This window comes from Arthrobacter sp. P1_C12_2 (assembly GCF_056406415.1).
Genome location: NZ_JBFUAF010000003.1, coordinates 60,466 through 84,566, shown reverse-complemented (window position 1 = coordinate 84,566; position 24,101 = coordinate 60,466). Strand labels below are relative to the sequence as shown.

Sequence of the window (24,101 nt, the reverse complement as noted above, 5' to 3'; positions counted from 1 at the left end):
CAATCATGAGCGAAATTACGGCACACGGCGAGAAGAAGCTGGTGCTCGCCGCGGGGCGCGCGCACCCTGAGCTGGCCAAGGAGATCGCGAAGGAGCTGGGCACCGAACTACTGCCCCTGGACGCCTACGACTTCGCCAACGGCGAGATCTACGTGCGGGCCGGCGAGAGCGTCCGGGGGACCGATGCCTTCGTGATCCAGGCCCACCCGGCCCCGCTGAACAACTGGCTCATGGAACAGCTGATCATGATCGATTCGCTCAAGCGGGCCTCCGCCAAGCGCATCACCGTCGTGTCCCCGTTCTACCCATACGCCCGGCAGGACAAGAAGGGCCGCGGCCGCGAGCCGATCTCGGCCCGCCTTGTCGCCGATCTGTACAAGACCGCCGGCGCCGACCGCATCATGAGCGTGGACCTGCACACCTCCCAGATCCAGGGCTTCTTCGACGGCCCCGTCGACCACCTCATGGCCATTCCGCTCCTGGCCGACTACATCCGCACCCGCGTCGGCTCGGACAAGGTCACGGTCGTCTCCCCGGACACCGGCCGCGTCCGCGTCGCCGAGCAGTGGGCCGAGCGCCTCGGCGGCGCGCCGCTGGCCTTCGTGCACAAGAGCCGGGACCTCACCGTGCCCAACCAGGCCGTCTCCAAGACGGTCGTGGGCCAGATCGAAGGCCGCACCTGTGTCCTGATCGACGACATGATCGACACCGGCGGAACCATCTCCGGCGCCGTCCAGGTGCTCAAGAACGCCGGCGCCAAGGATGTCATCATCGCCGCGACCCATGCCGTGTTCTCCGATCCGGCAGCCCGCCGGCTGTCCGAGTCCGGCGCCCGCGAAGTGGTGGTCACCAACACGCTGCCGATCACCGCTGACAAGCGCTTCCCGCAGCTGACCGTGCTGTCCATCGCGCCGCTGATCGCCCGCGCCATCCGTGAAGTGTTCGACGACGGCTCCGTCACCAGCCTGTTCGACGGCCAGGCCTGAGCCGGCCGGCGCAGGGCCCGGTTTCAGAAACCGGGCCCTGCGCTGGTAGCCTTGTACCGAAACCTTGGCGAGGGAGAGCGCCGGTAATCCGTATTAATGGAAAATTAATCGGTGAACCGGACTGCTGGTCTCCGTGATCGACTGGGTCTGAATCTCCTTCTGAAGGGCAGCTGCACGGCAGCCCGGCGTTGAAGGTCGTAAACAGACCTCCGCCCTTGCTGAATACCGTTTAGTCCCACAGCTTGAAATCCCACGAGGAGATATCCATGTCTGAGCAGAAGCTCGCAGCAGAAGTCCGCACCGAATTCGGCAAGGGCTTCGCCCGCCGCGCCCGCATGGCACACCTGATCCCGGCCGTCATCTACGGCCACGGCGCCGAGCCGATCCACATCACGCTGCCGGCGAAGGCCACCACCCTGGCCGTCCGCACCGCCAACGCCCTGTTGACCCTGGATATCGACGGCGAGCAGCACCTGGCCCTCGTCAAGGACATCCAGCGCAACCCGATCAAGCAGATCATCGAGCACCTCGACCTGCTGACCGTCCGCACCGGCGAGAAGGTCACCGTTGACGTTCCCGTGCACCTCAGCGGCGAGCTGGCTCCGGGCAACGTGCACAACCTGGAAATGACGGTCGTTTCCGTCGAGGCCGAGGCAACCCACCTGCCGACCGCCATCGAGGTCAGCATCGAAGGCCGTAGCGCCGGCGAGCACATCCACGCTTCCGACCTCGTCCTGCCGAAGGGCTCCACCCTGCTGGCCGACCCCGAAGCACTCGTCGTCAACATCTCCGAGGCCACCGAAAACGTCGAAGAGGGCGAAGAGGGCGAAGCAGCTGCCCCGTCAGGCGAAGCAGCAGCCGAGTAATTCCGGCGAATTTGCCGGCGGCCGGGTCCCTCAGGGGCCCGGCCGCCGTCGTCTCTGATGCCGTCGTATCCCGCGCCGTACGCCGCCCCGGAGTCGGCTGCCCTGTTTGACCGTCCCACCTGACCCGCCCCGCCGGCCGCATCCCACCTGCCGCGTCCCACCGAAGGACTGATCCATGACCGACACCTGGCTGATCGTAGGCCTTGGCAACCCCGGATCCGAGTACAGCCACAACCGGCACAACGTCGGCCAGATGGTCCTGGACGAACTCGCCTCGCGCGTCGGCGGCGGCTTCAAGTCACACAAATCGCGTGCCCAGGTCCTCGAAGGGCGCCTGGGCATCGGCGGCCCCCGCATCGTGCTGGCCAAGCCGCTGTCCTACATGAACGTCTCCGGCGGCCCGGTCTCGGCCCTGGCCCAGTTCTACGGGATCGATCCGGCCCATGTCATCGCCGTCCATGACGAGATCGACATTCCCTTCGACACCGTGCGGCTCAAGATCGGCGGCGGCGAGGGCGGCCACAACGGACTGCGGGACATCTCCAAGGCCCTGGCCACCAAGGACTACCTTCGCGTGCGGGTGGGTGTCGGGCGTCCGCCCGGCCGGATGGAGACCGCGGACTTCGTCCTGCGCGATTTTTCCGGCCCGGAGAAGAAGGAACTGCCCTTCCTCATCGATTCAGCGGCCGACGCCGTAGAAGTCCTGGTCAGGGACGGTCTGCCCGCCGCCCAACAAAAGTTCCACCCCGCCAAGACCCCCTAACGCACCCTCAACACAAACGCTGCCAAACTAAACGCCGGCAAATTAACGCAGCCAAAGTGCCCGCCGGCCCGGCAGGCAGGGGCCCGCGGGAGGCGCCGGACGGTTTAGTTGCATCCGCGTTACGGGTTTCCTTTCCAAGCTTTCGGCATTCCGGCTATGATCTGTCTACTCTCATGTCGGGGGATAGGGATACGCTACTTCTAAGTGGGCAGTCCGGGGTTGCTGTCTGCAAAGCGGTACGAAGGAAACTACATGTCGAGGGATTCGCTGGGCTGGGGGAATGTTTCCACTACATTGGCACCCGCCGAAGAAGAACATGCTGCCGGCCAGGTCGCGAGACACGGCTGGTCCGGTTTGGCGCGCAACGCTGATGCTGAGCGGGTCCGCAGCGAACTGCTGGCCCAGGACCGGATGGGCGTCGTCATCACGGGCGACCGCGGCGTGGGCAAGACACTTGTCGGCCGGACCGCTCTCGCGGGATTCGGCCCCGAGGTGTACACCATCCAGCTGCGCAGTTCAGGGCCCGGTTCGGCCACACCTTACGGTTGCCTCGCTTTCACCCTGGCGCGACTTCCGCAGAGTTCCCTGGGCTCTCCGACCGCCATCCTGCACGGCATTACCTCGCTGATCCGGGACGACGCCGCCGGCCGCCAGTGCGTGATCCTGCTGGACAACGCCGGGTCCCTCGACGAACTCAGTACCGGGGTCCTGCTGAACCTGCTGCAGACTCGGACCGCCCGGCTGATCGCAACTGCCCAGCGCACCACAGACCTTCCGCCCGACTTCTACTGGCTCATCACCTCGGGCCAGCTTGCCGAGGTCCGGCTCGCCAACCTGACCGAACTCGAGACGCTGGAGGTCCTGCAGTCAGCGTTGGGCCATCGGGTCTCGACCGCCCTGGCCAGCCAGCTGCACCAGCTGGTCGGCGGCAGCCCCACGCTCCTGCAGGCCGTCGTCTCCGAACAGATCGAGCGCGGAAACCTTGTCCTGTCCGGATCCGTGTGGACACTGCTCGATGAGGTCGTGCTGGATGGCCGGACGGCGCTGGAGGATATTGTCCGGGCCAGGTATGCCAGGGAAACGCCCGAGGCCAGGGAGGTCATCGACGTCCTCTCCTGCGCGCGGACGCTGCCCCTGTCCCGGCTCGCCAGGATGTACAGCCCCAGTATTATCGCCGACATGGAAGAGGCCGGCCAGATCGTGGTCGACCGCACGGACCGGCACCTTGTGACGCTGGGTGACCGTTACCTCGGCGACATTGTCCGCAACTGGCTCAGCGTAGAGCGCAGGCTGGAGCTCCGGGACAAGGTCCCCGGGCACCAGGAACATGAACTGGACGAGCTGACGGTCGAGGACCTGCTGGCCTACGCGGCGTGGACCCACGACTGCAACGCCCAGCTGGCACCCGCCCACGCCGTGGCGGCTGCCAGCGCCGCCGTCAAGCTCTTCGATCCGAAGTTTGCCCTCAAATGCGCTGGCAGCCTCTCGCCCGCGGACGCTGAATGGGCAGAGGGGCAGCTCCAGAAATCGGCCGCCTACCTCCAACTCGGTCTGCCGCTGCAAGCCATGTCCGCGCTGGACGATGTCTCCGAACGGCAGGTCAAGGACCTCACGGCCGAGCACTTTGCTGAATTCATCGCGGCGAAGGCTGACTGCATGGCCTGGCTGGACGACCGTTCCGGCCAGGTCCCCGAGCTGCTCCGGCAGGCCAGGGTCCGGCTCCAGGACCTCAGCCTGGACGAGACGCCCCCCGCGCCGGCGGCACTTGCCCGGGCTGGGCTGTGCCTGGATCTGTGCGAGTTCAACTACTTCTCCTTCATCGGGGATTTCGAGCCCATGATGGGGCGGCTCACCACCGCGGCCACCACGGATGTCCCGGGCGCCGATCCCGTGCACCGGCTCAGATCGGCCATCATCCTGATGGAAGCCTGGTGCATGACCGGCCACGAACTCGATGCCCGCAAACTCATGCGGGAGATCGGCGGACAGCTGGGCGAATGGTCCAATGTGCCGCGCATCCGCGAAAACTTCGCCTGGCGCTCCTTCAACGTGCTGCTGCTCTCCGGCTTGTGGCGCCAGGCCATCGACATGCTCAAGGACGCGAGCGGCCGGGCGGGGCACGGACTGCATTCCGGCAGCGCCGCAACCGACCTCGCCGTCGGGCTCGCCTATGTCTATGCCGGCCGCGGCTATATGGCACTTGACCCGTTGCTGGCCGCTATCGCCCAGCTGGAAGTCCGGGCGAGCCTGCAGTCCCTGCGCCAGGCCTACGCCGCCACTGCCTTTGCCTACGCCCAGACCGGCAACTCGGTCCAGGCCACGATCTACCTGGACCGGGCCCGCTCGGCTGACGGCCCGGCCCGCTTCACCGTCGGCAGTTCCACGGAGTTTTGCATGGATATGGCGTCGCGGTGGCTCGGTGACCCCGAGGCCAAGGACCGGCTGGTACGGTCCGCGGAGGCACATTTCCGGAAGGGCCGCCACACCCTGGCCGGCATCTGCATGTTGGGGGCCACCGTCAACGGAACCGTCAAGGACTATCTGTTCATGGAGGAACTCGCAGGGCTGCGGCAGGGACCGCTTGCCGAGCTGTCCCGCACCATCGCCGTCGGTAGCCGGAAGAAGGACGCAGCGATCATGCTTGAAGCCGCCGGGCAGGCCGCGAGCCTCGAACTGGACGCCGTCCAGGCCCGGTGCGCGGCTCTCGCTTTCGACTACGCGAAGGGCGCCGGGCTGACCGCCAGCGCCAACGCCGCGTACAGCATGCTTGAGAGCCTCTCGGAGTCAGTTCCGGCACTGCCCGTCATGCCGCGCAACAAGGGTCCGCTGCTGACGGAGAGGGAGCGGCAAATCGCCACACTTGCCGGCAACGGGGTCTCCAACAAGGACATCGCCCTGGAAGTGGGCATTTCCGTCAGGACTGTGGAGGGCCACCTGTACCAGGTGTTCACGAAGCTCGGCGTTTCATCGCGAAGTGATCTGCTTGGACTCATCTAGGGGGCCGGCGGGAAACCCCGGCACAGCGCCGACCCGCGCCTTGACCGGCAGATCGGAAGATTTGACGTCGGCGGTGGAGGCCCTCCAGGGCGGCAGCCATGTGGCCGTGTTTGTCCTTGGCGACAGCGGGATGGGCAAATCCAGGCTCATCGATGCCGTTGTCGGGGAGCTGGGCTCCGAAGTGACGCCGGTACCCATCCACGGCAGCGCGTCGCTGACCAAGGTGCCCTACGGTGTCCTTGGCCCCTTCATCGTCGGACTGCCGGTCCAGGAGGCAACATCGCAGCTGGCCGTGCTGAGGACGCTGTGGGCGCATCTGGAAGAGCAGAAGCGCGCCACCCAGAAGCCCCTGCTGCTCGTCGTCGACGACGCCCACGACCTCGACGAGGCGACGGCCGGGATCCTGGCGGAGCTGGCAGCGGCCGGCTGGGCGAAACTGCTCGTGGGTGCGGCCGCCCGGCCCGGACTGCCGGAACCGCTCCTGCAACTCTGGTTTGAAGGCATCGCCGAACGGCACGACCTGCGCCCGCTCACCCTCGCGCAGACCACAGAGATGCTGGAGGGCGAGCTCGGCTCGCAAGTGCTGCCGAACGTCGCCGAGATCCTCTGGGAGGCCTCCGGCGGCAACCCCATGCTCCTCAACGGGCTCCTCGACGACGCCAAAAACGACGGAACGCTGTTGCGGCGCAACGGTGTCTGGCTGTTCAGCCGGCACCTCAACAGCCACGGCGACCGGCTGACCGACGTCGTGCGCCGCCAGCTGCTGCTGCGCTCGCCGGAAGAACGGCAGGTCCTGAACCTGGTCGCGCTGGCCGAACCCGTGTCCCGGGAACTCATCGAGTCTGTGGCCGGCGAGGCGGCCGTGGGATCGCTGATCGACAGCGAACTGATCCGCGTGACGGATACCGGCTCGGGTGAGTTGCGGTTGTGGCACACCGTCTACGGCGACACCCTGCGGAACCTGATCTCGCCGGCGAGGAGCCTGCAGCTTAGGCAGAGCCTGCTGCGCAAGATGGACAGCGAGCCGACGTCGGCTGAAGGACTGCTGCGCCACGTGAGCTGGTCGATCGAATGCGGCGCGGAGGTCGAGGACCGGCAGCTCCTGAGGGCCGCCGTGCTGGCCAGCCGCCTTTACGAGGATGAGTTCGCCCGCAAGGCCGCCGCCCTCGTCAAGAACCCGGAACTGCAGATGGCGGCCCGTGCCGTGATAGCACGGACGCGCTACAACGCCTCCGACTACGCCGCGGCCCGGGACATCCTCGACGCCGATTTCGGCCAGGGAAACAACATCCCCGGCCTGCTGGTCGGATCGCTCCTGTGGGCTGCGGTGATGTCGGCGCTGGGCCACCCGCCGGCGGAGATCATGAAGCGGGCCCAGGTACTCGGACGTGCGGCCGAACGCCTCGCCGTGGCCCGGCCGGACGACGCCGAGGCCATTCAGCGTGCCACGCAAGAGCGCCTGGACACGATGGAAGCCATGGTCCTGGCGCTGGCGGGCGAGTACGCGGCGGCCCCTGCCGCGGCGGAAGCAGCCGTCGGGGAGGCAGCCGCCGATACCGGGCCGGCGAACACCCTCGCAAAGGCGTTCCGGCTCTGCCACGACGCTGACCGGCTCCTCGCCGGCGGCAAGGGACTGAGCGCCCTCGCCATGATGTCCCGGGCAATCGAGGCCGCCGGAGCCGACCACGATGAGCTCTACTTCCTCACCGACTTCCTCGTGGTCCGTTCCGCCGCCGCCGCGATCCACTCCGGGGACTGGCAGGGAGCGGAAAACCTCCTGACCGGCTTTGTCGCCGGATCCGGGCCCAACTTGATTTCCTTCGGCGGGGGAGTCCACGCGGCCCACGGCATCGTCCTGCTCTACCAGGGCAAGGCCGCCCAGGCCCTGAACACCCTCAGTGCCGCGCTCGAAGCCCTGCGGTTGACCGACCCCCAGCAGCTGTTCGCCCTCACGGCGGCCATGGCCTTCGCTGCGGCCGCCGAAGTCGGTGCCCAGACGAAAGCGGAACTTCTCCTCGCCGACTTCGAGGCCGCACCCGCGGCCTTGCCGCGGTACATGCACTCGCTGGCCGCCATGGCCGTGGTCTATGGAAAAGCCCGGCTCGGTAACTACCCCGGCGCCATCGCGGAACTGAAACGGCTCGGCCGCCCGGACCCGGACATGGACACCCCCGGCCTCGAACTGGACGCGCTGGCCTTTTGCCTCGAACTGGGGGACACAGACTCGGCGCCGAGACTGCTCGAACTCCGGGCCGGGCTTGAGGGCCCACGCCCCGCCGCGATCTGCGCCTACGCCGCGGCCATCAGCACGGACAACGCCGCAGACCACCTTGAGGCCGCGAAAACCTGTGAAACGGCGGAGCTGTGGACCTTTGCCGCCCTGGCCTACGACGCCGCGGCGCACGCCTACCGGGCCGCGGGCGACACCCTGCGCGAGCGCATGGCGAACTCCCAGCGGAAGCGGTGCCTGGACCGGGCCGACGACCTCCCCGGTGAGGACGCGGCCAAGAGCGATGATTCGCTCGGCATACTGACCCGCCGCGAGCGGGACATTGTGGCACTGGCTGTACGCGGCCTCACCGACCGGCAGATTGCTGCCGAACTCCAGGTGTCCGTGCGCACGGTGGAAGGCCACCTCTACCGCAGCTACGCCAAGCTCAACGTCAAGGGCCGTGAACAGCTGCCCGGCATCGGCGGACGCTAGCGGCAACGGCCGGTTTGAGGGCGGCCCAGGATCGCGTGGGACGGCAATCCGGCCCTGACGTGGGCCGATTTTCCGGTCCCGGAAACGCTACGGTCAGGGACACGTGAAGCGGGACTCCGACTACTTGGTTTGGGCCCTGCGGCGGTGCGGGTCCAACTGAGTACAGCTACGTAGGGCGGGCCAAATACTCGGTGCGTAATCGAGTACTACTTACGCATCCCGAAAATACGCGTAGTACCTACCGTAGAGGTATCACCGCTCACACTTTGATTGCGAAGGTCTCTCATATGTTCCAGCAAGACGCCGGCTTGCCTGCGGGCAGCGGCCAGACAGAGGCTATGTTTCCGGCGACAAGAAACGGATACGGCCGAAATAAAGACAAGCCCTTTACCCGCCAGCAGCTCGTTGCCGACATCGTTGAGACCCTGACGTCGGGTTCGGGCTGCGGCATAGTACTCGTGGGCGACCACGGGGCCGGCAAGTCCTTTATCGCCCAGCGCGCCATTGAGCAGCTCGGTGACGAGTACCTGGTAGTCCAGGTCAGGGGCAGCTCCATTTCCTCCAAGCTTCCGTACGGGGCGCTGAGCGTCCTGCTCAACGACCTCGACGCCTCCCACCTTGAGCACCCGCTGATGGTGCTGCGCGGACTGACCCAGCTGCTCCACAACAAATCCGAGGGGCGGCGGATCATCCTGTTCGTAGACAACGCCCATGACCTCGACGAGCTCTCGAGCATGATGGTGGCCCAGTTGAGCGCAGGGGCCCATGTCACCCTGCTGGCGGCGTGTGTGGACATGCCCCACGTCGGCGGCGACATCATGGGCCTGTGGAAGGATGACCTGCTACAGCGGGTGGACCTCGGACCGTTCGACTTCGCCGAAACGGCAGCCACCCTGCATCACGAATACGGCGGCCGGTTCTCCCTGACCGCCGCCCGGGCGCTCTGGAGCGCGAGCGGGGGCAACGCCCTGTTCCTCCATTCCCTCGCCCGCGAACAGATCAAGCTGGGCACCGTGGTCCGCCAGGACGGCGCATGGTTCCTGGGCACCGGCCCCATTGCCCTGACCGGCGAGATCCGGGATGTCGTGAAGGCACGCCTCAACCGGCTTGGCACCGGCCAGCGGGACGTCTTTGAACTGCTGGCACTTGCCGGCGCGGTCCCGCTGCAGACCCTCATGCTCATCGCCAACCCCCAAGACATGGACGCGCTCCAGGAACGGGCTTTGATCCGTGTCACCCACGAGCATCCGCCGATGGTCAGCGTCGCCAACCCCGTGACGGCAGGAATCGTCGCCAGCGTGGTCCCGCCCGGCCGCAGCGCCGAACTCCGCCGCCGGCTCACGGCCGTGCTCCAGGAGTCAGGCGCCCTGGACGCCGGCGGCGCGACGGGTGTCGCCTGGGCGCTGGATTGCGGAGAGCAGGTGCGCCCGCAGGTGGCTCTGGCCGCGGCCCACACCGCGAACAGCGACTCGGACCCCGCGGCCGCCCTGCGGTTCATCCAGGAGGCCGAAGGAAGCGAACCCGCCGTCCTGACCGCCATCGAATCGGTGAATGCCCACCTGCTGGTGAACAACGTGGAGTCCGCGCGCCGGGTCCTGGAGGCGCTGGATGACGCCGCCTGCCGGGAGCTTCCGCTGACCGAGTGGACGGCTTTGCAGCTCCTGCGGGCCGAGCTGGAAAAGCGCAGCCCGGCACCTGGAACCGATCCCCAGGCGCCGCTGCGGGAGCTCGCAGAGCGGCTGGCCACGGAACCGGAGCAGCACAGCGACGCGGTGGGAACGGCCCGCGAGCAGCTGCGCCTCGCCGAGGCCGAGCTCGCCGCATTCCAGGGGCGCTACGCCGACGTCTTGGCCGCGACCGAGGACGTGGACACGACGGACTTGGGCAGCGAACTGCGCATCGTGGCCGCCAGCGTGCGCTGCGAGGCCCTGGCCGTCACCGGCAACGTCGTGCCGGCCATGGCCCTGGGCAAGCAGGTCCTGGCGGCCGCAGCCAACGTCCACGTCACGGACCGGGCAGTCCGTGAGGTCAGGGGCAGGTTCCTGCTGCTCCTGCTGCTCTCGGCAAAGTTCCGGGAGGCCTCCGCCTATCTTGACGAGACCTATGGCGGCGCCGAGCCCCAGACCCGGCTCGGCGGGATGTTCGAGATCGGGCACGGCGTCATTGATCTGCACGCCGGGCACCTGGACGACGCCCTGTCCCGGCTTCAGGCCGGCAGGTGGCAGCTCCGGGCCCAGGACCCCGATGCCTTGATCGGCCTGGCCACAGCAGTCTGTGCCTATGCCGCCGCGCTTCAGGGCGAAGAAGACATGGCAGGCCTCCTGCTGGGCGAGCTGGACCAGCCGCGGCCGCCGGCGGCCTGGCTGCCGGAACGGCTCACACGCTATTTCGAACTCTCGGCCCAGGCCGAGCTCGGTCAGCGGGCAGCATCCATCCGCGCCCTCGCAGCCGAGGCGGAGAACGACACGGAATCGGCCGCTGCCCCGGCGCTCCTGTTCCAGGCCGCCGCCACCAGGTTGGGAGACCGCCAGATGGGCCACAAGCTCGGCAGCCTCGGCGGCCGGGTGACGGGGCAATTCGCGGCCCTGTGCTCGCGACTGGCCGAGGGCATGCGGGAGGCCGACAGCGAACTCTTACTGGGGGCCTCCAAGGACGCTGACGCGTCCGGCAACGCCGTTTTCGCCCGGGATGCGGCCCGGAAGGCCGTCAGCTGCGCGAACGACGCCGGCAACCGGATCGCGCTGCGGATCGCCCAGCGGGCGCAACAGTCACTCGATGACAGGTTCGGCAGTCCGAAGAACGGTCTGCACTCGCTCACTACCTCAACCCTGACGGCGAGGGAATGCGAGGTGGCGGTCCGGGCCGCTGCCGGCACGTCGAACCGCAAGATCGCGGAACAGATGCACGTATCGGTCCGCACCGTGGAGGGACACCTCTATCAGGTGTATTCGAAGCTGCATGTCGCAAGCCGATCGGAACTCAAAGATGTCATCTCAACCCCGGCAGACAGCGCCCGACTCGGCTGACCCCGGCAAAATCCGGACGGCTTCCCGGACGGCTTTCCAGGACGGGCAAAGGGCGGCAGGAACCGGCTATGGAAAGCCTGGCTGAGACCGCCCCGCTGGTCGAGCGGTCCACGCTGCTCAAGGATCTGGTGCGTTGCCTGCGCGACGACACCCGCTCAGGTGCGATCGTCGTCGGCGGGGCAGGGACGGGCAAGACCGCCGTCGTCAAGGCCGCCCTCCGCGAACTCGGATCCCGCAGCCACCTCATTCGGCTGACGGCCACACCGGCCCTCGCCGCCGTTCCCTTTGGCGCCCTGGCGCCGTACCTGTCCCGGCTTCCCGACCGAGAGCTCGACTCCTACGCCGCCGTCGTGCAGGCAATGGCCGGCAGCCTGAGAGCTGAGACGGACCGTCCGCTGTTCGTCGTCGACGACGCGCAGTGCCTCGACCAGGGGACCGTCCGGCAACTCGCGCAGGCCGCGGCGACCGGCGCGGCGGGCATCCTGGCGACCTGCCGGCCCGGGCCGATGATCCCGGAAGCATTCCTCTCCCTGTGGGACGACGGAATTATTGCCAAATTCGATCTGGCCCCGCTCAGCCGGGCCGGGACCCACCAGCTGTGCGAACAGGTTCTGCGGGCCGACGTCTCACCGTGGGTCAGCGCGGTGTTTCATGACGCCGCTGACGGGAACCCGCTCATGCTGATGTCCCTGATCCAGCATGCCCGCACCACCGGCGCCCTGGGCTGCCGGCACGGAGTATGGTTCCTCCTGGCCAACCCCGACATGGCCCAGGTTCCGGCCGCCGACGTCGTGGACCGGCAGCTGCGCTCCATGACACCGGAGGAAAAGACCGCGGCCACGATCGTTGCCCTGGCAGGACCGCTCTCCCTGGCCCAGATCCTGCGGATCAGCGGCCCCAAAGCCGTCGATGCGCTGGACACGGCAGGAATAATCGCTGTCTCCGCCGGGCACGACCGGCTCGTCCGGCCCGCGAGCCCGATAGTTGGCGAGATCATCCGGCACCGGGTCCCGGCAGGCCGCAGTTCCGCCCTGCGCTCAAGCGTGCTGTCACTTCCCTCAGAACGTGCCGCGGTGCCGGGGGCCGACCTGAACCGGCTGCGCTGGTCCTTGGACTGCGGCGTGGAGATCCCGCCCGTCCAGCTGCTCCACGCCGCTGTCGCCGCGAACACGGCCCTGGATCCCGCGACAGCTGCCCGCGCCGCCGGCGCCATCCGGGACGCCCGCTTCCTCTCCGAGGCCCGGATCCAGCTGGCTTATTCCCACTACATTGCCGGGCACCCGCAGGCCGCTGTGGTGTTCCTGGAGTCGGCGCGGCCTGTGCTGCCCGGCCGGCCGTCCTATCTGGCCGCCCTGCTCGCCGCCCGCCTCGGGTCCACGACGCCGGCCGGGGACTCCGTGACTTCCGTGAATCCTGCGGGACGGGCCCCCGAGGAACGGCTGTGGGCCGGGGCCGCCGCTGCGGGACTGGCCGTAGAGCTCCAGGGCCGCACGTGGGACGGCAGGTTCACGGCCGTCGGCACCGGGTTGCGCCAACTGGTCGACACCGCCGGTACCCCTCCCGAAATCCGCGTCCCGGCCGTTTCCCTGCTCGCCGAACTCCTGACCGCGCAGGGCCAGTTGCGGACAGGGCTGCGCCTGGACCGGGAAGCATGGACCGGCGCCGGCAGCGGGGGCCTGGGCCTTCCCCTGTTGTTCGAGGACCTCGTGGTGCGCCACTGCCTGAACCTGATCCGGGCCGGCGACTGGGACGGGCTGGGCATGGTCCTGGACGATTACGCGGCCCGCGAGCCGGGACGGTTGCTGTACAGCGGCGGCATGCTCCACCTCATGCGCGGATACTCCCGGCTCCGCCAGGGCAGGATGCGCGAATGCCTGGCGGAAGTGCGGCTGGGCGTCGAGGAACTTACCATCGCCGACCCCTTGAACCTGCTGCCGTTTGCGCACGCCGTGGCAGCCTACGCCGCTGCCGCCGTCGGCCGGCACTATGAGGCCAGCCAGCATTGCCTGGCCTTCCGGCTTTCGGTCTACCGGGAGCCCAAAACCCTCCGCCTGCTGGCAGAGGCGTATTGTCTGGCGGCGGAAGCCGAGAGCGGCCCGGACGGGAGCGGTGCATCCGCCCTGGCGCGGCTGGCGGACGAAGCGCTGCACGAGGGCCTGCGGGGCGTTGAAACCGATATCAGGCGGCTGGCGTTCCGCAGTGGTGACGTCTCGGAGGCCGAGGCCGCGGCCCTGGCCCTGAGCAGCAGGGCAGTGGACGGCCCGGAGGCGCGCCTGCTGGAATCCTACGCGCTGGCCGTATCGGCGTCAGACGCCGCCGACCTCATTGGCATCAGCGACGACGCGCTGGGCGGCGGGCACGGGCTGCTGGCCCTTGAAGCCGCCCAGCAGGCGGAGCGGATCCTGGAAGATGACCCGGACCGGTGGAGGCTCACCGCGGTCCAGCGCCGGGTCCATCACCGGCTCGTGGAGGCCGGCATGTCGGCGCAGTTGGAGATCGTCCACAGCGATCACGGCGCCGCGCTGACCGGCCGCGAAGCCGAAGTCCTGGATCTTGTCTCCCGCGGGGCCACAAATGCCGAGATCGCCTCGGAGCTCTGCGTCTCGCAACGGACCGTGGAGGGGCACCTGTCCCGGATCTTCGCCAAACTCGGCGTCGGCCGGCGCGCGGACCTGCTGGGCCACGGCTCCCTGAACCCCGAGCCCTAAACGCCGCGCCCTGAACCCTGGCACCTGAAGCCCCGAGCCCCGAACCTGGCACCTGAAGCCCCGCACCCTGCCCTCCTGACCGCCGGCAGCGGCGGCCTGCGTACAGCACGGGTGGCGCGGGGGACCGGCGGGAGTATCCCCAAGTAGTGCCGCCGCAAGTGGGCCGACAGAAGTCGGGTAAACGCTACTCGTGTGCAGATCCGGTCCCGGGCATTGACTTAAGTCAGTCCCACGAACAACTCACAAAGGTCTCAAAATGAGGAACTTCAGGGCGGTAATCGACCGCGGGTATGACCTGCAGGGAAGTTTGGTCTTGCAAACCATCTTGCTTGCTGAAGCAGCCACTGCCACCATTAGAGGTGGTCGTGCCGTAACCTCCCTACACCGAACTCCTTCATTGGAATCGTACGGTGCCATAACTGGCAGCCGTACGCCAAGGTCGGAGCCGGCGGCGTCAGAGCCTTCTGAGACCGAGGCTCTCCCCCCAGCCGCCGCCGGCTCCCTTAACCGGTCTATTCGCGGGTCCGCGCCGATGAGAAGCGCGGACCCGGTATGAGCGCCGTCGACGAGCGCCGCAGGGGGTACCGGGCGCGGGGAAGCCGTTTGACGGGCCGGACCGCGCCGGTGCTGGCCTCGAGTGCCGGTTCGCTCGGCCAGCCGTGGCCCGCCACCCCGGCCGTGGGCCACGATGTTCCGGCCGCCGTTGTGGACGCCGCCTTTGTGGACTCAGGCAAGTCCTGGGCCAAGCGCTACCGTCGCTGGCTCCGGCTCACGGACACCGCCATTATGGCGATCGCTGTCGCAGCCGCCTACGCCTTCCACCTCGAACCAGGCGAGCCCATCCTGACCAAGGGCGGGGCAGGCGGTTCATACCTGGCCGTGAGCGTTGCCATCCTCCTGGTCTGGGTCCTGGCGCTCGAAGTGCACCGCACCCGCGAAGAGACGGTCCTGGGAATCGGCTCCGAGGAGTACAAGCGGGTTCTGGACGCGACCCTGGGCGTCTTCGGCGGGATCGCGATCACGGTCATCCTCCTGGGCATCGATGTGGTCCGCAGCCACTTTGCCCTCGCCCTTCCGGCCGGTGCCCTATTGCTGTTAGTCAATCGCTGGCAGTGGCGGGCCTGGCTGAACCGCCAGAGGCTCTTTGGCCACTACCTTTCCAAGGTGATCGTCGTGGGGGAACCCGCGGACGTCGAGTACGTGATCCGGCAGTTCGGCAAAGTGTCAGGGGCCGCCTACGAAGTCGTGGGGGCCGCTTTGCCGGCCGGCTACAGCGAAAAACACCTGCAAGTCTCCGCCGGGCGGGTGCCCGTCCTGTGCGACGTCGACTCGGTCGCGGGGAAGATCGCCGAAACAGGGGCGAACGCCGTCGTGGTGGCCGGGCCGCTCCAGGGCGGTACCCGGTCCATCCGGCAGCTGGGGTGGGCCCTGGAGGGCACCCGGGCCGGCCTGGTCCTGGCCTCGAGCCTGACCGACGTCGCCGGCCCCAGGATCCACTGGCGGCCCGTCGAGGGCCTGCCCCTCATGCACGTGGAACTGCCGCGGTTCACCGGCTACAAGCACACGCTCAAGCGCCTCGTTGACATCGTGGCCTCCGCCGCGGCCCTGCTGGTCCTCTCACCCCTGCTTTGCGCCGTGGCCTGGATCATCGTCCGCGACAGCAAGGGGCCGGTGTTCTTCCGCCAGGAACGGGTTGGACTCAACGGCGAGCGGTTCAAGATGGTCAAATTCCGCTCCATGGTCACCACCGCGGAACAGGACCTGGCGGCGCTGCTGGACCTCAACGAGGGAGCGGGGCTGCTGTTCAAGCTCAAGCACGATCCCCGGATCACCACCTGCGGACGCTGGCTCAGGAAGTACTCGCTGGACGAGCTGCCGCAGTTCTGGAACGTCCTCAAGGGCGACATGAGCCTGGTGGGGCCACGGCCGCAGCTGCCCGGTGAAGTCGAGGGCTACGAGGGCGATGTGAGCCGGCGGCTCCTGATCAAGCCGGGCATCACGGGTCTGTGGCAAATCAACGGCCGGTCCAACTTGGGCTGGGACGAGAGCGTCCGCTGGGACCTCTACTACGTGGAGAACTGGTCACTGACCGGCGACATCATGATCCTGTGGCGAACGCTCAGAGTCATTCTCCACCCGGTGGGGGCCTACTAAACGCACAAAAACGCCGGTACTGGGCCGGCGCCAAACGGGAAGGCAGCAGAAACACAATGGGTCTCAAAATTGGATATGCCCCGGGGGCTTTTGATCTCTTCCACATCGGGCATCTGAACATCCTCAAGCACGCCAAGAGCCAATGCGACTACCTGATTGCCGGGGTCGTGGCCGACGAAATCCTTGAGGAGGTCAAGGGCAGGTTGCCCCTCGTCCCCCTCGCCGAGAGGATGGAAATCGTCGGCAGCATCGGCTACGTGGACAAGGTCTTCGCAGAAGTCGTCCCGGACAAGCTCCAGGTCTGGGAAGAACTGCGTTTCAACGTATTCTTCAAGGGCGACGACTGGAAAGGCACGCCGCAAGGCGACCGGCTGCAGGCGGCCTTTGGCGCCGTCGGCGTCGAGGTCATTTACTTCCCGTACACCGTCCACACGTCCAGTTCGGCCCTGCGCACGGCCCTGGAACTTATCAACCAGTCCGCCTCGCCGTCGCAACTCAGGCTTGGAGCCAGGCGGTGAGCGGCCTGCACGTCGCGATGGTGGGGACGCGTGGCGTCCCGGCCCGCTACGGCGGCTTTGAAACCGCGATCGAGGAAATCGGCCAGCGCCTGGTGCAACGCGGCCACCGCATCACCGTCTACTGCCGTGACGCGGGGGACGGCACCGACAAGCCCTCCGAGCATCTGGGCATGGAACTGGTCCACCTCCCGGCGATGCGCAAACGGTCCCTGGAGACGCTGAGCCACACCGGTCTGTCGGTCGCCCACCTGCTCCGGCGCCGGCCGGACGCAGTAATCCTCTTCAACGCCGCCAACGCGCCCTACCTGCCGGCTTTCCGGGCGGCAGGCATCCCGGTGGCCACCCACGTCGACGGGCTGGAGTGGAAACGCGCCAAGTGGGGCAAAGGCGGCCAGAACTACTACCGGGCCGTGGAACGGCTCGCCGTCAAGCTCTCGGACGCGCTGATCGCCGACGCCGTCGGGATCCAGGCCTACTACCGGCAGAAATTCGACGCCGACACTGTCTACCTCGCGTACGGCGCACCTTTGCTGGCCGAGGGCAACGCGGACAAGCTCGGGCAGCTGGACCTCACGCCGCAGGGCTACCATCTGGTGGTGGCCCGCTTCGAGCCGGAGAACCACGTCCACCTGATTGTGGACGGGTTCGTCCGCAGCGGGGCGCGGCTGCCGCTGATCGTCGTGGGTTCGGCCCCGTACTCGAACCGCTACACGAGCGCCGTCCACGCCTTGGCCGACGCCCGGGTCCGCTTCGTCGGCGGGATCTGGGACCAGGACCTGCTCGACCAGCTATACGCCAACGCACTCGTGTACTGGCACGGCCACTCGGTTGGCGGAACAAACCCCTCGCTCCTGCGGGCCATCGGCTCCGGAACGGCGACCAACGCGTTCGACGTCAGCTTCAACCGTGAAGTCTTGGAACACTCCGGCCGGTATTTTTCGGACCCGCAGGATGTCGCCGGGCTGGTCGCGGACGCCGAGCGCCCCGACACCGATGTGGCTGCGCGGGGAGAGCAGGCCCGGCTGATCGCGCACCGCTACAACTGGGACCTCGTCACCGACGGCTATGAGGAGCTCTGCCACGACCTCGCCCGCCTGCGCGTGCATTCGGCCCGCGGCGCCTACCGGCGGCCCTCGGCCTCGGCCCAGCAGAGCCTGGGAGCTGGCCAATGACTGCCGTCGATCCACACGTCGAACGTGCCGCCGCCGGCTATTGGGACACCGTCAGGGCCCTGGCAGTCGGCCAGAAAGCCGCCGCGCGCAGCGCACCTGCGTATTCGCGCTACATCAACCGCCGGCTGGGACGGCTCCTGGCCGCGGCCGCGATGCGGGCAGGGCTGAGCCCGAACGCGGTGACAGCCATCAGCGCGGCCTTTACCTTCGCCGGGATCGCCCTGCTGATAATCTTCCCGCCCTCCGGCGCGCTGGGCATCGCCGTGGCACTGTGCCTCGTGGCAGGCTACGCCTGTGATTCGGCCGACGGCCAGGTGGCCAGGATGCGGGGCGGCGGCTCGCCCGCGGGGGAGTGGCTGGACCACATGGTCGACGCCGTCAAGACCTCCACGATGCCGCTGGCGCTCGCCGTCGGACTCTACCGCTTTGGCGCCGTGGACCGGTGGTGGCTCGTGGTACCCCTGGGTGCGGCGATCGTGTCCGCGGTCCTGTTCTTCGGCATGATCCTGACCGAACAACTCCGGCGCCAGAGCGGCCGGGTGTCCGTGGCGGACCCCGGCGGCCGGTCCTGGATCCGTTCGCTGCTGGTGGTCCCGATGGACTACGGCGTCCTCTGCCTGTCCTTCCTCAGCTACGGCGTTCTGCCGGTGTTCCTCACCGTCTACACGCTGATCTTCGCTGCCACTGCCGGGTTCCTGGTGTTGGCGTCAGTGAAGTGGTTCCGTGAACTCTCGGCCTCCCAGCCGCAATCCCGCCCGGCAGAGCAGCCCGTCACGAAGGGAGGCCGGCGATGAACAAGCAGGTCAACACCCCCGCGAACAAGCGCCGGAAGCCCAGCCGCCGCACCCGCCTGGTGGCGACGTCGCTCGGAGTCTCCGCGCTCTTGGCTGTTGGCGGCGTTGCATGGGCTTCCGGGATCAAGAATTCCGGCAGCACCGCGCCGGCAGCCAGCTCGGACAGCACGGCGAGCGCTTCCGCCAAGCCTGGCACCGCCAGTCTTGACCCGGCCAGCCCCAATGCCGCCCAGACGGGCTCCGGAACGCCGGACCCGGGAGCCAGCTCCCCAACGTTGGACGCGGCCGCCGCTGCCGGTGTACCGCCAATAGCGCCGAAACCGTCCGGGCCGCCGGAGGTCAACCCGGCCCCCGTGGACCGGAAGGGCAAATCGGACCAGGAGCTCGCGGCAATCGCGCAGCCCACCGCCGCCCCGGTGGAGCTGACGGCCAAGAAGGCCGTCAAAGGTGGCGTGTCGGCGACCATTACGGACATGACGGCGGTCCAGGGCGTGGCAACCGGCATCGGCGAAGTGGCCGGACCGGCCGTGCGGTTCAAGGTCAGCGTGGTCAACAACACCGCGGCGCCGCTCGCGCTTGACCGGGCGCTCGTGGACGTCAGCTACGGCAAGGACGATGCCCCGGCGAGCCAGCTCAGCGGGCCGGACCCGGTGGCCTTCCCGGCCAGCGTCGCACCCGGGGCCACCGGCGTCGGGGTGTTCATCTTCGCCGTGCCGCTCGACGCACGGGACACCGTGAAGATCCACTTCAACCTGGAAGCCGAGACGCCCATTGCGACGTTCGCCGGCCGTGCCCCGGCCGGGAACAAACCATGACCCCGGCACCGGGCGGGCGCCCGGTCTCGGCTCCCCGCCGCGTGGTCCGGCGGGCGCGCAAGCTGGGAAAACGGCTCCGGGCCACCTGTGCGGTGGCGTACCTGCGGGTCCGCAACCTGGCGGCCCGCGGGCCCGTCACGGGATCCGCGCCGGTGGTCGTCTCCCTAACGAGCTACGGTGCCCGGATACGCACGGTGTCGATCGGGATCGAATCGATTGCCCGCGGCACGGTCCGGCCGCAGCGCCTTGTGCTGTGGCTGCAGTCCCCTGAAGACATCGCTGCGTGCCCGCCGTCGCTGCGGCGCCTTGAACGCCGCGGCCTGGAAATCCTGGCGGCATCCGATTACCTGCCGTCCGATGACGGACCGTCCAATTACGGACCCCACACCAAGTACTACCCCTACGTCTCATCCACACCACGGCACACCGTGCCGCTCGTGACCGCCGACGACGACATCGTCTACCCGCCGAAGTGGCTGGCGCTGCTGGCGGACGCCGGCGAGCGCCACCCCGGCGCCGTGAGCGCGCACCGGGTCAGCATCATGGGGATAGAGGGGGACCAGGTATCCGGTTACGCGACCTGGCCGAGAGCCCGTGACACCGCCGTGCGGGCGGGAAACTTCGCCACCGGCGTGTCCGGCGTCATCTACCCGCCGGCAATGCTGGAGGCGCTGCGGCTGTGCGGGGACGGCTTCCTGACCTCGTGCCCGCGCGCGGATGACATCTGGCTGAAGTGGGTGGCGCTGCGGGCCGGAATCCCGGTGCGCCAGATCGGGCCGGTGCCCCGGCACTTCCCGATCATTCCCGGCAGCCAAGCCCAGACCCTCATGAGCACAAACGTGGGAGAGAACCAAAACGATCAATGCATTCGAGGCCTCTTTTCGGCCGAGGATGTGGCCGAGCTGGGTGCCAGCACGGCCAGTCATCAACCGAACTAAGGGGACAGAAAATGCTCAGGAACGCAACGCTGGGGAGCGCTCGGAGGAGAGGGGCACGGCCGCCCGCCGGCCCGGCACCGACGACGGCACCGGCACCGACAATAACTAAGACCGCCTACACGACCGTCCTGACTGGTGCGAAAAAGTTGCTGGCGCTGCTGCTGGCCGCCGCAGTCGCCCTGTCGCTGGGATTGGTCGGCATCCAGCCTGCCGCGGCGGATACTGCTCCCGCGGATCCCTCCAGCCCCGCCACCCCCGTGACCGTCTCCGCCGACGGCCTGCCCACCGCCCAGATCAACGGCGTCGCCTGGGCCCAGGTCATCATCGGCAACACGGTGTTCGTCGGCGGCAATTTCACCGAGGCACGGCCCGCCGGCGCTGCCGCCGGGACCGGCACCGTCCCGCGGAACAACATCCTGGCCTACAACCTCACCACCGGTGCGCTGCTGAGCACGTTCACGCCCAGCTTCAACGCAGAGGTGACGGCACTGGCAGCGTCCCCGGACGGATCGCGGCTCTACGTCGGCGGCGCGTTTACCACTTACAACGGTTCCACCGTGTGGAGGGCCGTCGCCCTGAACCCCACCACAGGTGCCCTGATCACAAGCTTCCTGCCCCGCATGTCCGCGTCCGTCCGCTCGATCGTGGCAACCTCCACCACGGTGTACCTTGGCGGCCTGTTCAATGCCGTCGGCTCCGTGACCCGCGCCGAGCTCGCCGCGGTGAGCGCCTCCAACGGCGCGCTCCTGCCTTGGAACCCGGTTGCCGCCGGCGGACGGGTCAACGCGCTCGCGCTCTCCCCGGACGGCGCCAGCATGGTGGTGGGCGGGGCCTTCACGTCCATCAACGGCTCCAGCAACCCCGGCTACGGCGTGGCCAAGGTGGACACGAACCTCGGCGCCGTCCAGCCCTTCCAGATCAACAGCATCGCCCGCAACGGCGGCACGACCGGCTCCATCACCACGCTCGCCACCGACGGTGTCAACGTCTACGGCGCCGGCTACACCTATGGCCGCAGCAGCACGCTGGAAGGAATGTTCTCCGTCAAGTGGTCCGATGGCTCCACCAACTGGCTCGAGGACTGCCATGGCGACACCTATTCGATCCAGCCCCTAGGCGACGCGGTCTACCTGGCGGGGCACGCGCACTTCTGCGGCAACGTCGGAGCCTTCCCCCAGGCCGAGCCCTGGCAGTTCAACCGCGGCATCGCCTTCAGCAAGAAGGCCACGGGCACAGTGACGGCCGAAAGCCACGGTTACACCAACTTCGCCGGGAACCCGTCCCCGTCGCTGCTGAACTGGTTCCCGATCCTGAACGCCGGCACGTTCACGGGGCAGGACCAAGGCGCCTGGTCGATTGCCGGCAACGCAGACTACATCGTGATGGCCGGCGAATTCACCACCATCAACAACCAGCCCCAGCAGGGATTGACCCGGTTCCCGCGCACCGGCATCTCGCCGAACCTGCGCGGACCGCGCCTGAGCGGCGTGAACTTCAACCCGACACTGTCCAGCCCGGCCGCCGGCACTGTGCGGGTCCGGTGGCAGGCCAACTGGGACCAGGACAACGAGAACCTCACCTATGAGGTGCGCCGCAACGGTGCCGTCATCTCCACCGTCAGCCAGGCCTCCACCTTCTGGAAACGGCCCGGCATGACGTTCCTGGACACCGGCCGGACCGCGGGCCAGAGTTACGGCTACCGCATCTTCGCCCGGGACGCCTTCGGCAACGAGGCCCGCAGCGAGACCGTCACCATCACGGTCCCCGGCTCCACCACGGCACCGGGAAGCTACGCCCAGCAGGTGCTGGCGGACAAGCCCGGCAACTACTGGCGCCTCGGCGAAACCGGCGGGGCCACCGGCGTGGACCTCGCCGGCAAGGACGACCTCCTGGTCCGGCCCGGCGTCAGCTTCGGCGCCGCGGGCGCGATGACCGGGGACACGGACACCGCCGCCACCTTCAACGGCACCACCACCTCCGTGGCCAGCAGCCCGACGCTCTCCATCCGTCCCCAGGTCTTCAGCACGGAGGCCTGGTTCCGGACCGGCACCAACCAGGGCGGCGAGATCATCGGCTACGGCAATTCGCAGACCGGTGTTTCGGCAGACTTCGACCGCAACGTCTACATGGACAACACCGGCCGGCTCTCCTTCGGCGTCCGTCCAACCGGCTCCAGCGGGACCGGCTCCCGGATCACCGTCACCACAACCAAGACGTTCAACGACAACCAGTGGCACCACGTCGTGGCGACCCTCGGTTCCAACGGAATGCAGCTGTTCCTCGACGGCGCCCTCGCTGCCGGGCGGACCGACACCACGTCCGCGTGGCCGATCGACGGTTTCTGGCGCATCGGCGGCGACAACCTGACCAGTTGGCCCAACCGTCCGACCAGCCGCTACCTCGACGGCCAGATCGACGACGTCGCCATCTACCCGACCGTGCTGCCGCTGTCGCGGGTGCAGGCGCACTTCGTGGCCTCGGGCCGCACGGTCAACGCACCTCCCGCGCCGCCTGTGGCCGCTTTCACCTCTGCGGCCAGTGGACTCACGGCATCGGTGGACGGGACCACGTCTTCGGACGCCAACGGACCCATCGCCACCTACGCCTGGGACTTCGGCGACGGCGGCACCGGTGCCGGCGTGACCGCGCAGCACAGGTACGCGGCAGGCGGCACCTACACGGTCCGGCTGACGGTGACGGACAATACCGGAAACACCGCGAGCATCGGCCATCCCGTGACCGTCGTGGCCCCGCCGGCGAACGTGGCCCCGACGGCCGCGTTCACGTCGGCCGCCACCAACCTTGCCGCTTCCTTCAACGGCTCGGGATCAGCGGATTCGGACGGGACCATCACCGGCTATGCCTGGAACTTCGGTGACGCAAGCACCGGAACCGGGGCGACGGCGTCGCACACCTACACCGGTGCCGGCAGCTACACAGTCACCCTGACGGTGACCGACGACGACGGCGCCACGGGCACGCTCAGCCGCACAGTCACCGTCACGGCCCCGGCAGCCAACACCGTCGTCGCCGCGGACGCCTTTGGGCGGACCGTCACCGGGGGCTTCGGCACAGCGGATACCGGGGGAGCCTGGACGCTTTCAGGAGGCAACACCAACTTCGCCGTGAACAACGGCTCCGGTGCTGTGAGCCTCGGTGCCGCCGGAGCCAGCCGGAGTGCGTACCTGAACTCGGTGTCCACGGCAGCCTTCGATGGGACCGTCACGGTCTCAGCCGACAAGATCGCCGACGGCGGGGGCATGTTTGCCTCCCTGATCGGCCGGCGGGCGAACAGCAACGATTACCGCGCCAAGATCAAGGTCGGAAGCAACGGCGCCGTGTCCCTGTACCTCACCCGGGTCATCAACAACGCCGAGACGACCATTGCCGGGCCCCTCGCGATTGCCGGCCTGACCCTGGCCCCGAACGATCCCGTGATCATCCGGCTCAGCCTGACCGGCACTGCACCGACGGCGCTCAGCGCAAAGGTCTGGCGGGCATCTGCAGCCGAACCGGCAGCGTGGCAGTTGACCGGGAGCGACTCGACGGCCGGGCTCCAGGTGGCCGGCGGCGCAGGACTTGCCGGTTACCTCTCGGCATCGTCCACCAACTTCCCGGTGGCGTTGCGTTTTGACACCCTCTCCGTGAAGATCCCGTAGG

14 protein-coding genes are annotated in these 24,101 nt (G+C 68.2%); all 14 read left to right on the top strand.

Annotated elements, in window-relative coordinates; all coding sequences use genetic code 11:
• Positions 1-5 precede the first annotated feature (5 nt).
• The 14 genes from AC1DZQ_RS05015 to AC1DZQ_RS04950 all read left to right on the top strand — a co-directional run bounded on the left by AC1DZQ_RS05015 (position 6) and on the right by AC1DZQ_RS04950 (position 24,100).
• Positions 6-986, top strand: a complete 981-nt coding sequence (locus AC1DZQ_RS05015) for a ribose-phosphate diphosphokinase (RefSeq protein WP_018774662.1) — start codon at positions 6-8, stop codon at positions 984-986.
• 266 nt (positions 987-1,252) lie between these two features.
• Entirely contained in the window at positions 1,253-1,852 is a 600-nt protein-coding gene (locus tag AC1DZQ_RS05010) for a 50S ribosomal protein L25/general stress protein Ctc (RefSeq protein WP_476962471.1), read from the top strand.
• A gap of 175 nt (positions 1,853-2,027) precedes the next feature.
• Positions 2,028-2,615, top strand: coding sequence for an aminoacyl-tRNA hydrolase (pth, locus tag AC1DZQ_RS05005; RefSeq protein WP_476962470.1), 588 nt, complete (start codon positions 2,028-2,030; stop codon positions 2,613-2,615).
• A 252-nt stretch (positions 2,616-2,867) separates the two neighbouring features.
• On the top strand, positions 2,868-5,612 hold the full coding sequence (locus tag AC1DZQ_RS05000; RefSeq protein ID WP_476962469.1) for a helix-turn-helix transcriptional regulator: 2,745 nt from the start codon (positions 2,868-2,870) through the stop codon (positions 5,610-5,612).
• A 40-nt stretch (positions 5,613-5,652) separates the two neighbouring features.
• Positions 5,653-8,316 carry a LuxR C-terminal-related transcriptional regulator gene (locus AC1DZQ_RS04995; protein ID WP_476962468.1) on the top strand — a complete coding sequence of 888 codons (2,664 nt, stop codon included), beginning with the start codon at positions 5,653-5,655 and terminating at the stop codon, positions 8,314-8,316.
• Positions 8,317-8,603: 287 nt separating this feature from the next.
• Positions 8,604-11,342, top strand: a complete 2,739-nt coding sequence (locus AC1DZQ_RS04990) for a LuxR C-terminal-related transcriptional regulator (RefSeq protein ID WP_476962467.1) — start codon at positions 8,604-8,606, stop codon at positions 11,340-11,342.
• 68 nt (positions 11,343-11,410) lie between these two features.
• The gene (locus tag AC1DZQ_RS04985; protein ID WP_476962466.1) at positions 11,411-14,050 is read left to right on the top strand and encodes a LuxR C-terminal-related transcriptional regulator; all 2,640 of its coding nucleotides are present in this window, start codon (positions 11,411-11,413) and stop codon (positions 14,048-14,050) included.
• A gap of 552 nt (positions 14,051-14,602) precedes the next feature.
• Positions 14,603-16,204: a sugar transferase gene (locus AC1DZQ_RS04980; protein ID WP_476962465.1), complete on the top strand. Its 1,602-nt coding sequence runs from the start codon at positions 14,603-14,605 to the stop codon at positions 16,202-16,204.
• Positions 16,205-16,260: 56 nt separating this feature from the next.
• Positions 16,261-16,722, top strand: coding sequence for an FAD synthase family protein (locus AC1DZQ_RS04975; protein ID WP_476962464.1), 462 nt, complete (start codon positions 16,261-16,263; stop codon positions 16,720-16,722).
• A gap of 5 nt (positions 16,723-16,727) precedes the next feature.
• Positions 16,728-17,894 carry a DUF1972 domain-containing protein gene (locus tag AC1DZQ_RS04970; RefSeq protein ID WP_476962610.1) on the top strand — a complete coding sequence of 389 codons (1,167 nt, stop codon included), beginning with the start codon at positions 16,728-16,730 and terminating at the stop codon, positions 17,892-17,894.
• Positions 17,891-18,688 carry a CDP-alcohol phosphatidyltransferase family protein gene (locus tag AC1DZQ_RS04965; RefSeq protein ID WP_476962463.1) on the top strand — a complete coding sequence of 266 codons (798 nt, stop codon included), beginning with the start codon at positions 17,891-17,893 and terminating at the stop codon, positions 18,686-18,688. The genes AC1DZQ_RS04970 and AC1DZQ_RS04965 overlap by 4 nt, the downstream gene beginning before the upstream one ends.
• A complete protein-coding gene (locus AC1DZQ_RS04960; protein ID WP_476962462.1) occupies positions 18,685-19,503 on the top strand; it encodes a hypothetical protein in 819 nt (272 codons plus the stop codon). Before AC1DZQ_RS04965 ends, AC1DZQ_RS04960 begins: the two co-directional genes overlap by 4 nt.
• Complete coding sequence (locus AC1DZQ_RS04955) at positions 19,500-20,441, top strand: hypothetical protein (protein ID WP_476962461.1); 942 nt, start codon at positions 19,500-19,502, stop codon at positions 20,439-20,441. Before AC1DZQ_RS04960 ends, AC1DZQ_RS04955 begins: the two co-directional genes overlap by 4 nt.
• 11 nt (positions 20,442-20,452) lie before the next feature.
• Positions 20,453-24,100, top strand: a complete 3,648-nt coding sequence (locus AC1DZQ_RS04950; protein WP_476962460.1) for a PKD domain-containing protein — start codon at positions 20,453-20,455, stop codon at positions 24,098-24,100.
• The last annotated feature ends 1 nt before the right edge of the window (position 24,101 follow it).

Coding starts and splice junctions, on each gene's coding strand:
- AC1DZQ_RS05015 (WP_018774662.1), top strand. CDS start 6: ATGAGCGAAATTACGGCACACGGCGAGAAGAAGCTGGTGCTCGCCGCG.
- AC1DZQ_RS05010 (WP_476962471.1), top strand. CDS start 1,253: ATGTCTGAGCAGAAGCTCGCAGCAGAAGTCCGCACCGAATTCGGCAAG.
- pth (WP_476962470.1), top strand. CDS start 2,028: ATGACCGACACCTGGCTGATCGTAGGCCTTGGCAACCCCGGATCCGAG.
- AC1DZQ_RS05000 (WP_476962469.1), top strand. CDS start 2,868: ATGTCGAGGGATTCGCTGGGCTGGGGGAATGTTTCCACTACATTGGCA.
- AC1DZQ_RS04990 (WP_476962467.1), top strand. CDS start 8,604: ATGTTCCAGCAAGACGCCGGCTTGCCTGCGGGCAGCGGCCAGACAGAG.
- AC1DZQ_RS04985 (WP_476962466.1), top strand. CDS start 11,411: ATGGAAAGCCTGGCTGAGACCGCCCCGCTGGTCGAGCGGTCCACGCTG.
- AC1DZQ_RS04980 (WP_476962465.1), top strand. CDS start 14,603: ATGAGCGCCGTCGACGAGCGCCGCAGGGGGTACCGGGCGCGGGGAAGC.
- AC1DZQ_RS04975 (WP_476962464.1), top strand. CDS start 16,261: ATGGGTCTCAAAATTGGATATGCCCCGGGGGCTTTTGATCTCTTCCAC.
- AC1DZQ_RS04965 (WP_476962463.1), top strand. CDS start 17,891: ATGACTGCCGTCGATCCACACGTCGAACGTGCCGCCGCCGGCTATTGG.
- AC1DZQ_RS04960 (WP_476962462.1), top strand. CDS start 18,685: ATGAACAAGCAGGTCAACACCCCCGCGAACAAGCGCCGGAAGCCCAGC.
- AC1DZQ_RS04955 (WP_476962461.1), top strand. CDS start 19,500: ATGACCCCGGCACCGGGCGGGCGCCCGGTCTCGGCTCCCCGCCGCGTG.
- AC1DZQ_RS04950 (WP_476962460.1), top strand. CDS start 20,453: ATGCTCAGGAACGCAACGCTGGGGAGCGCTCGGAGGAGAGGGGCACGG.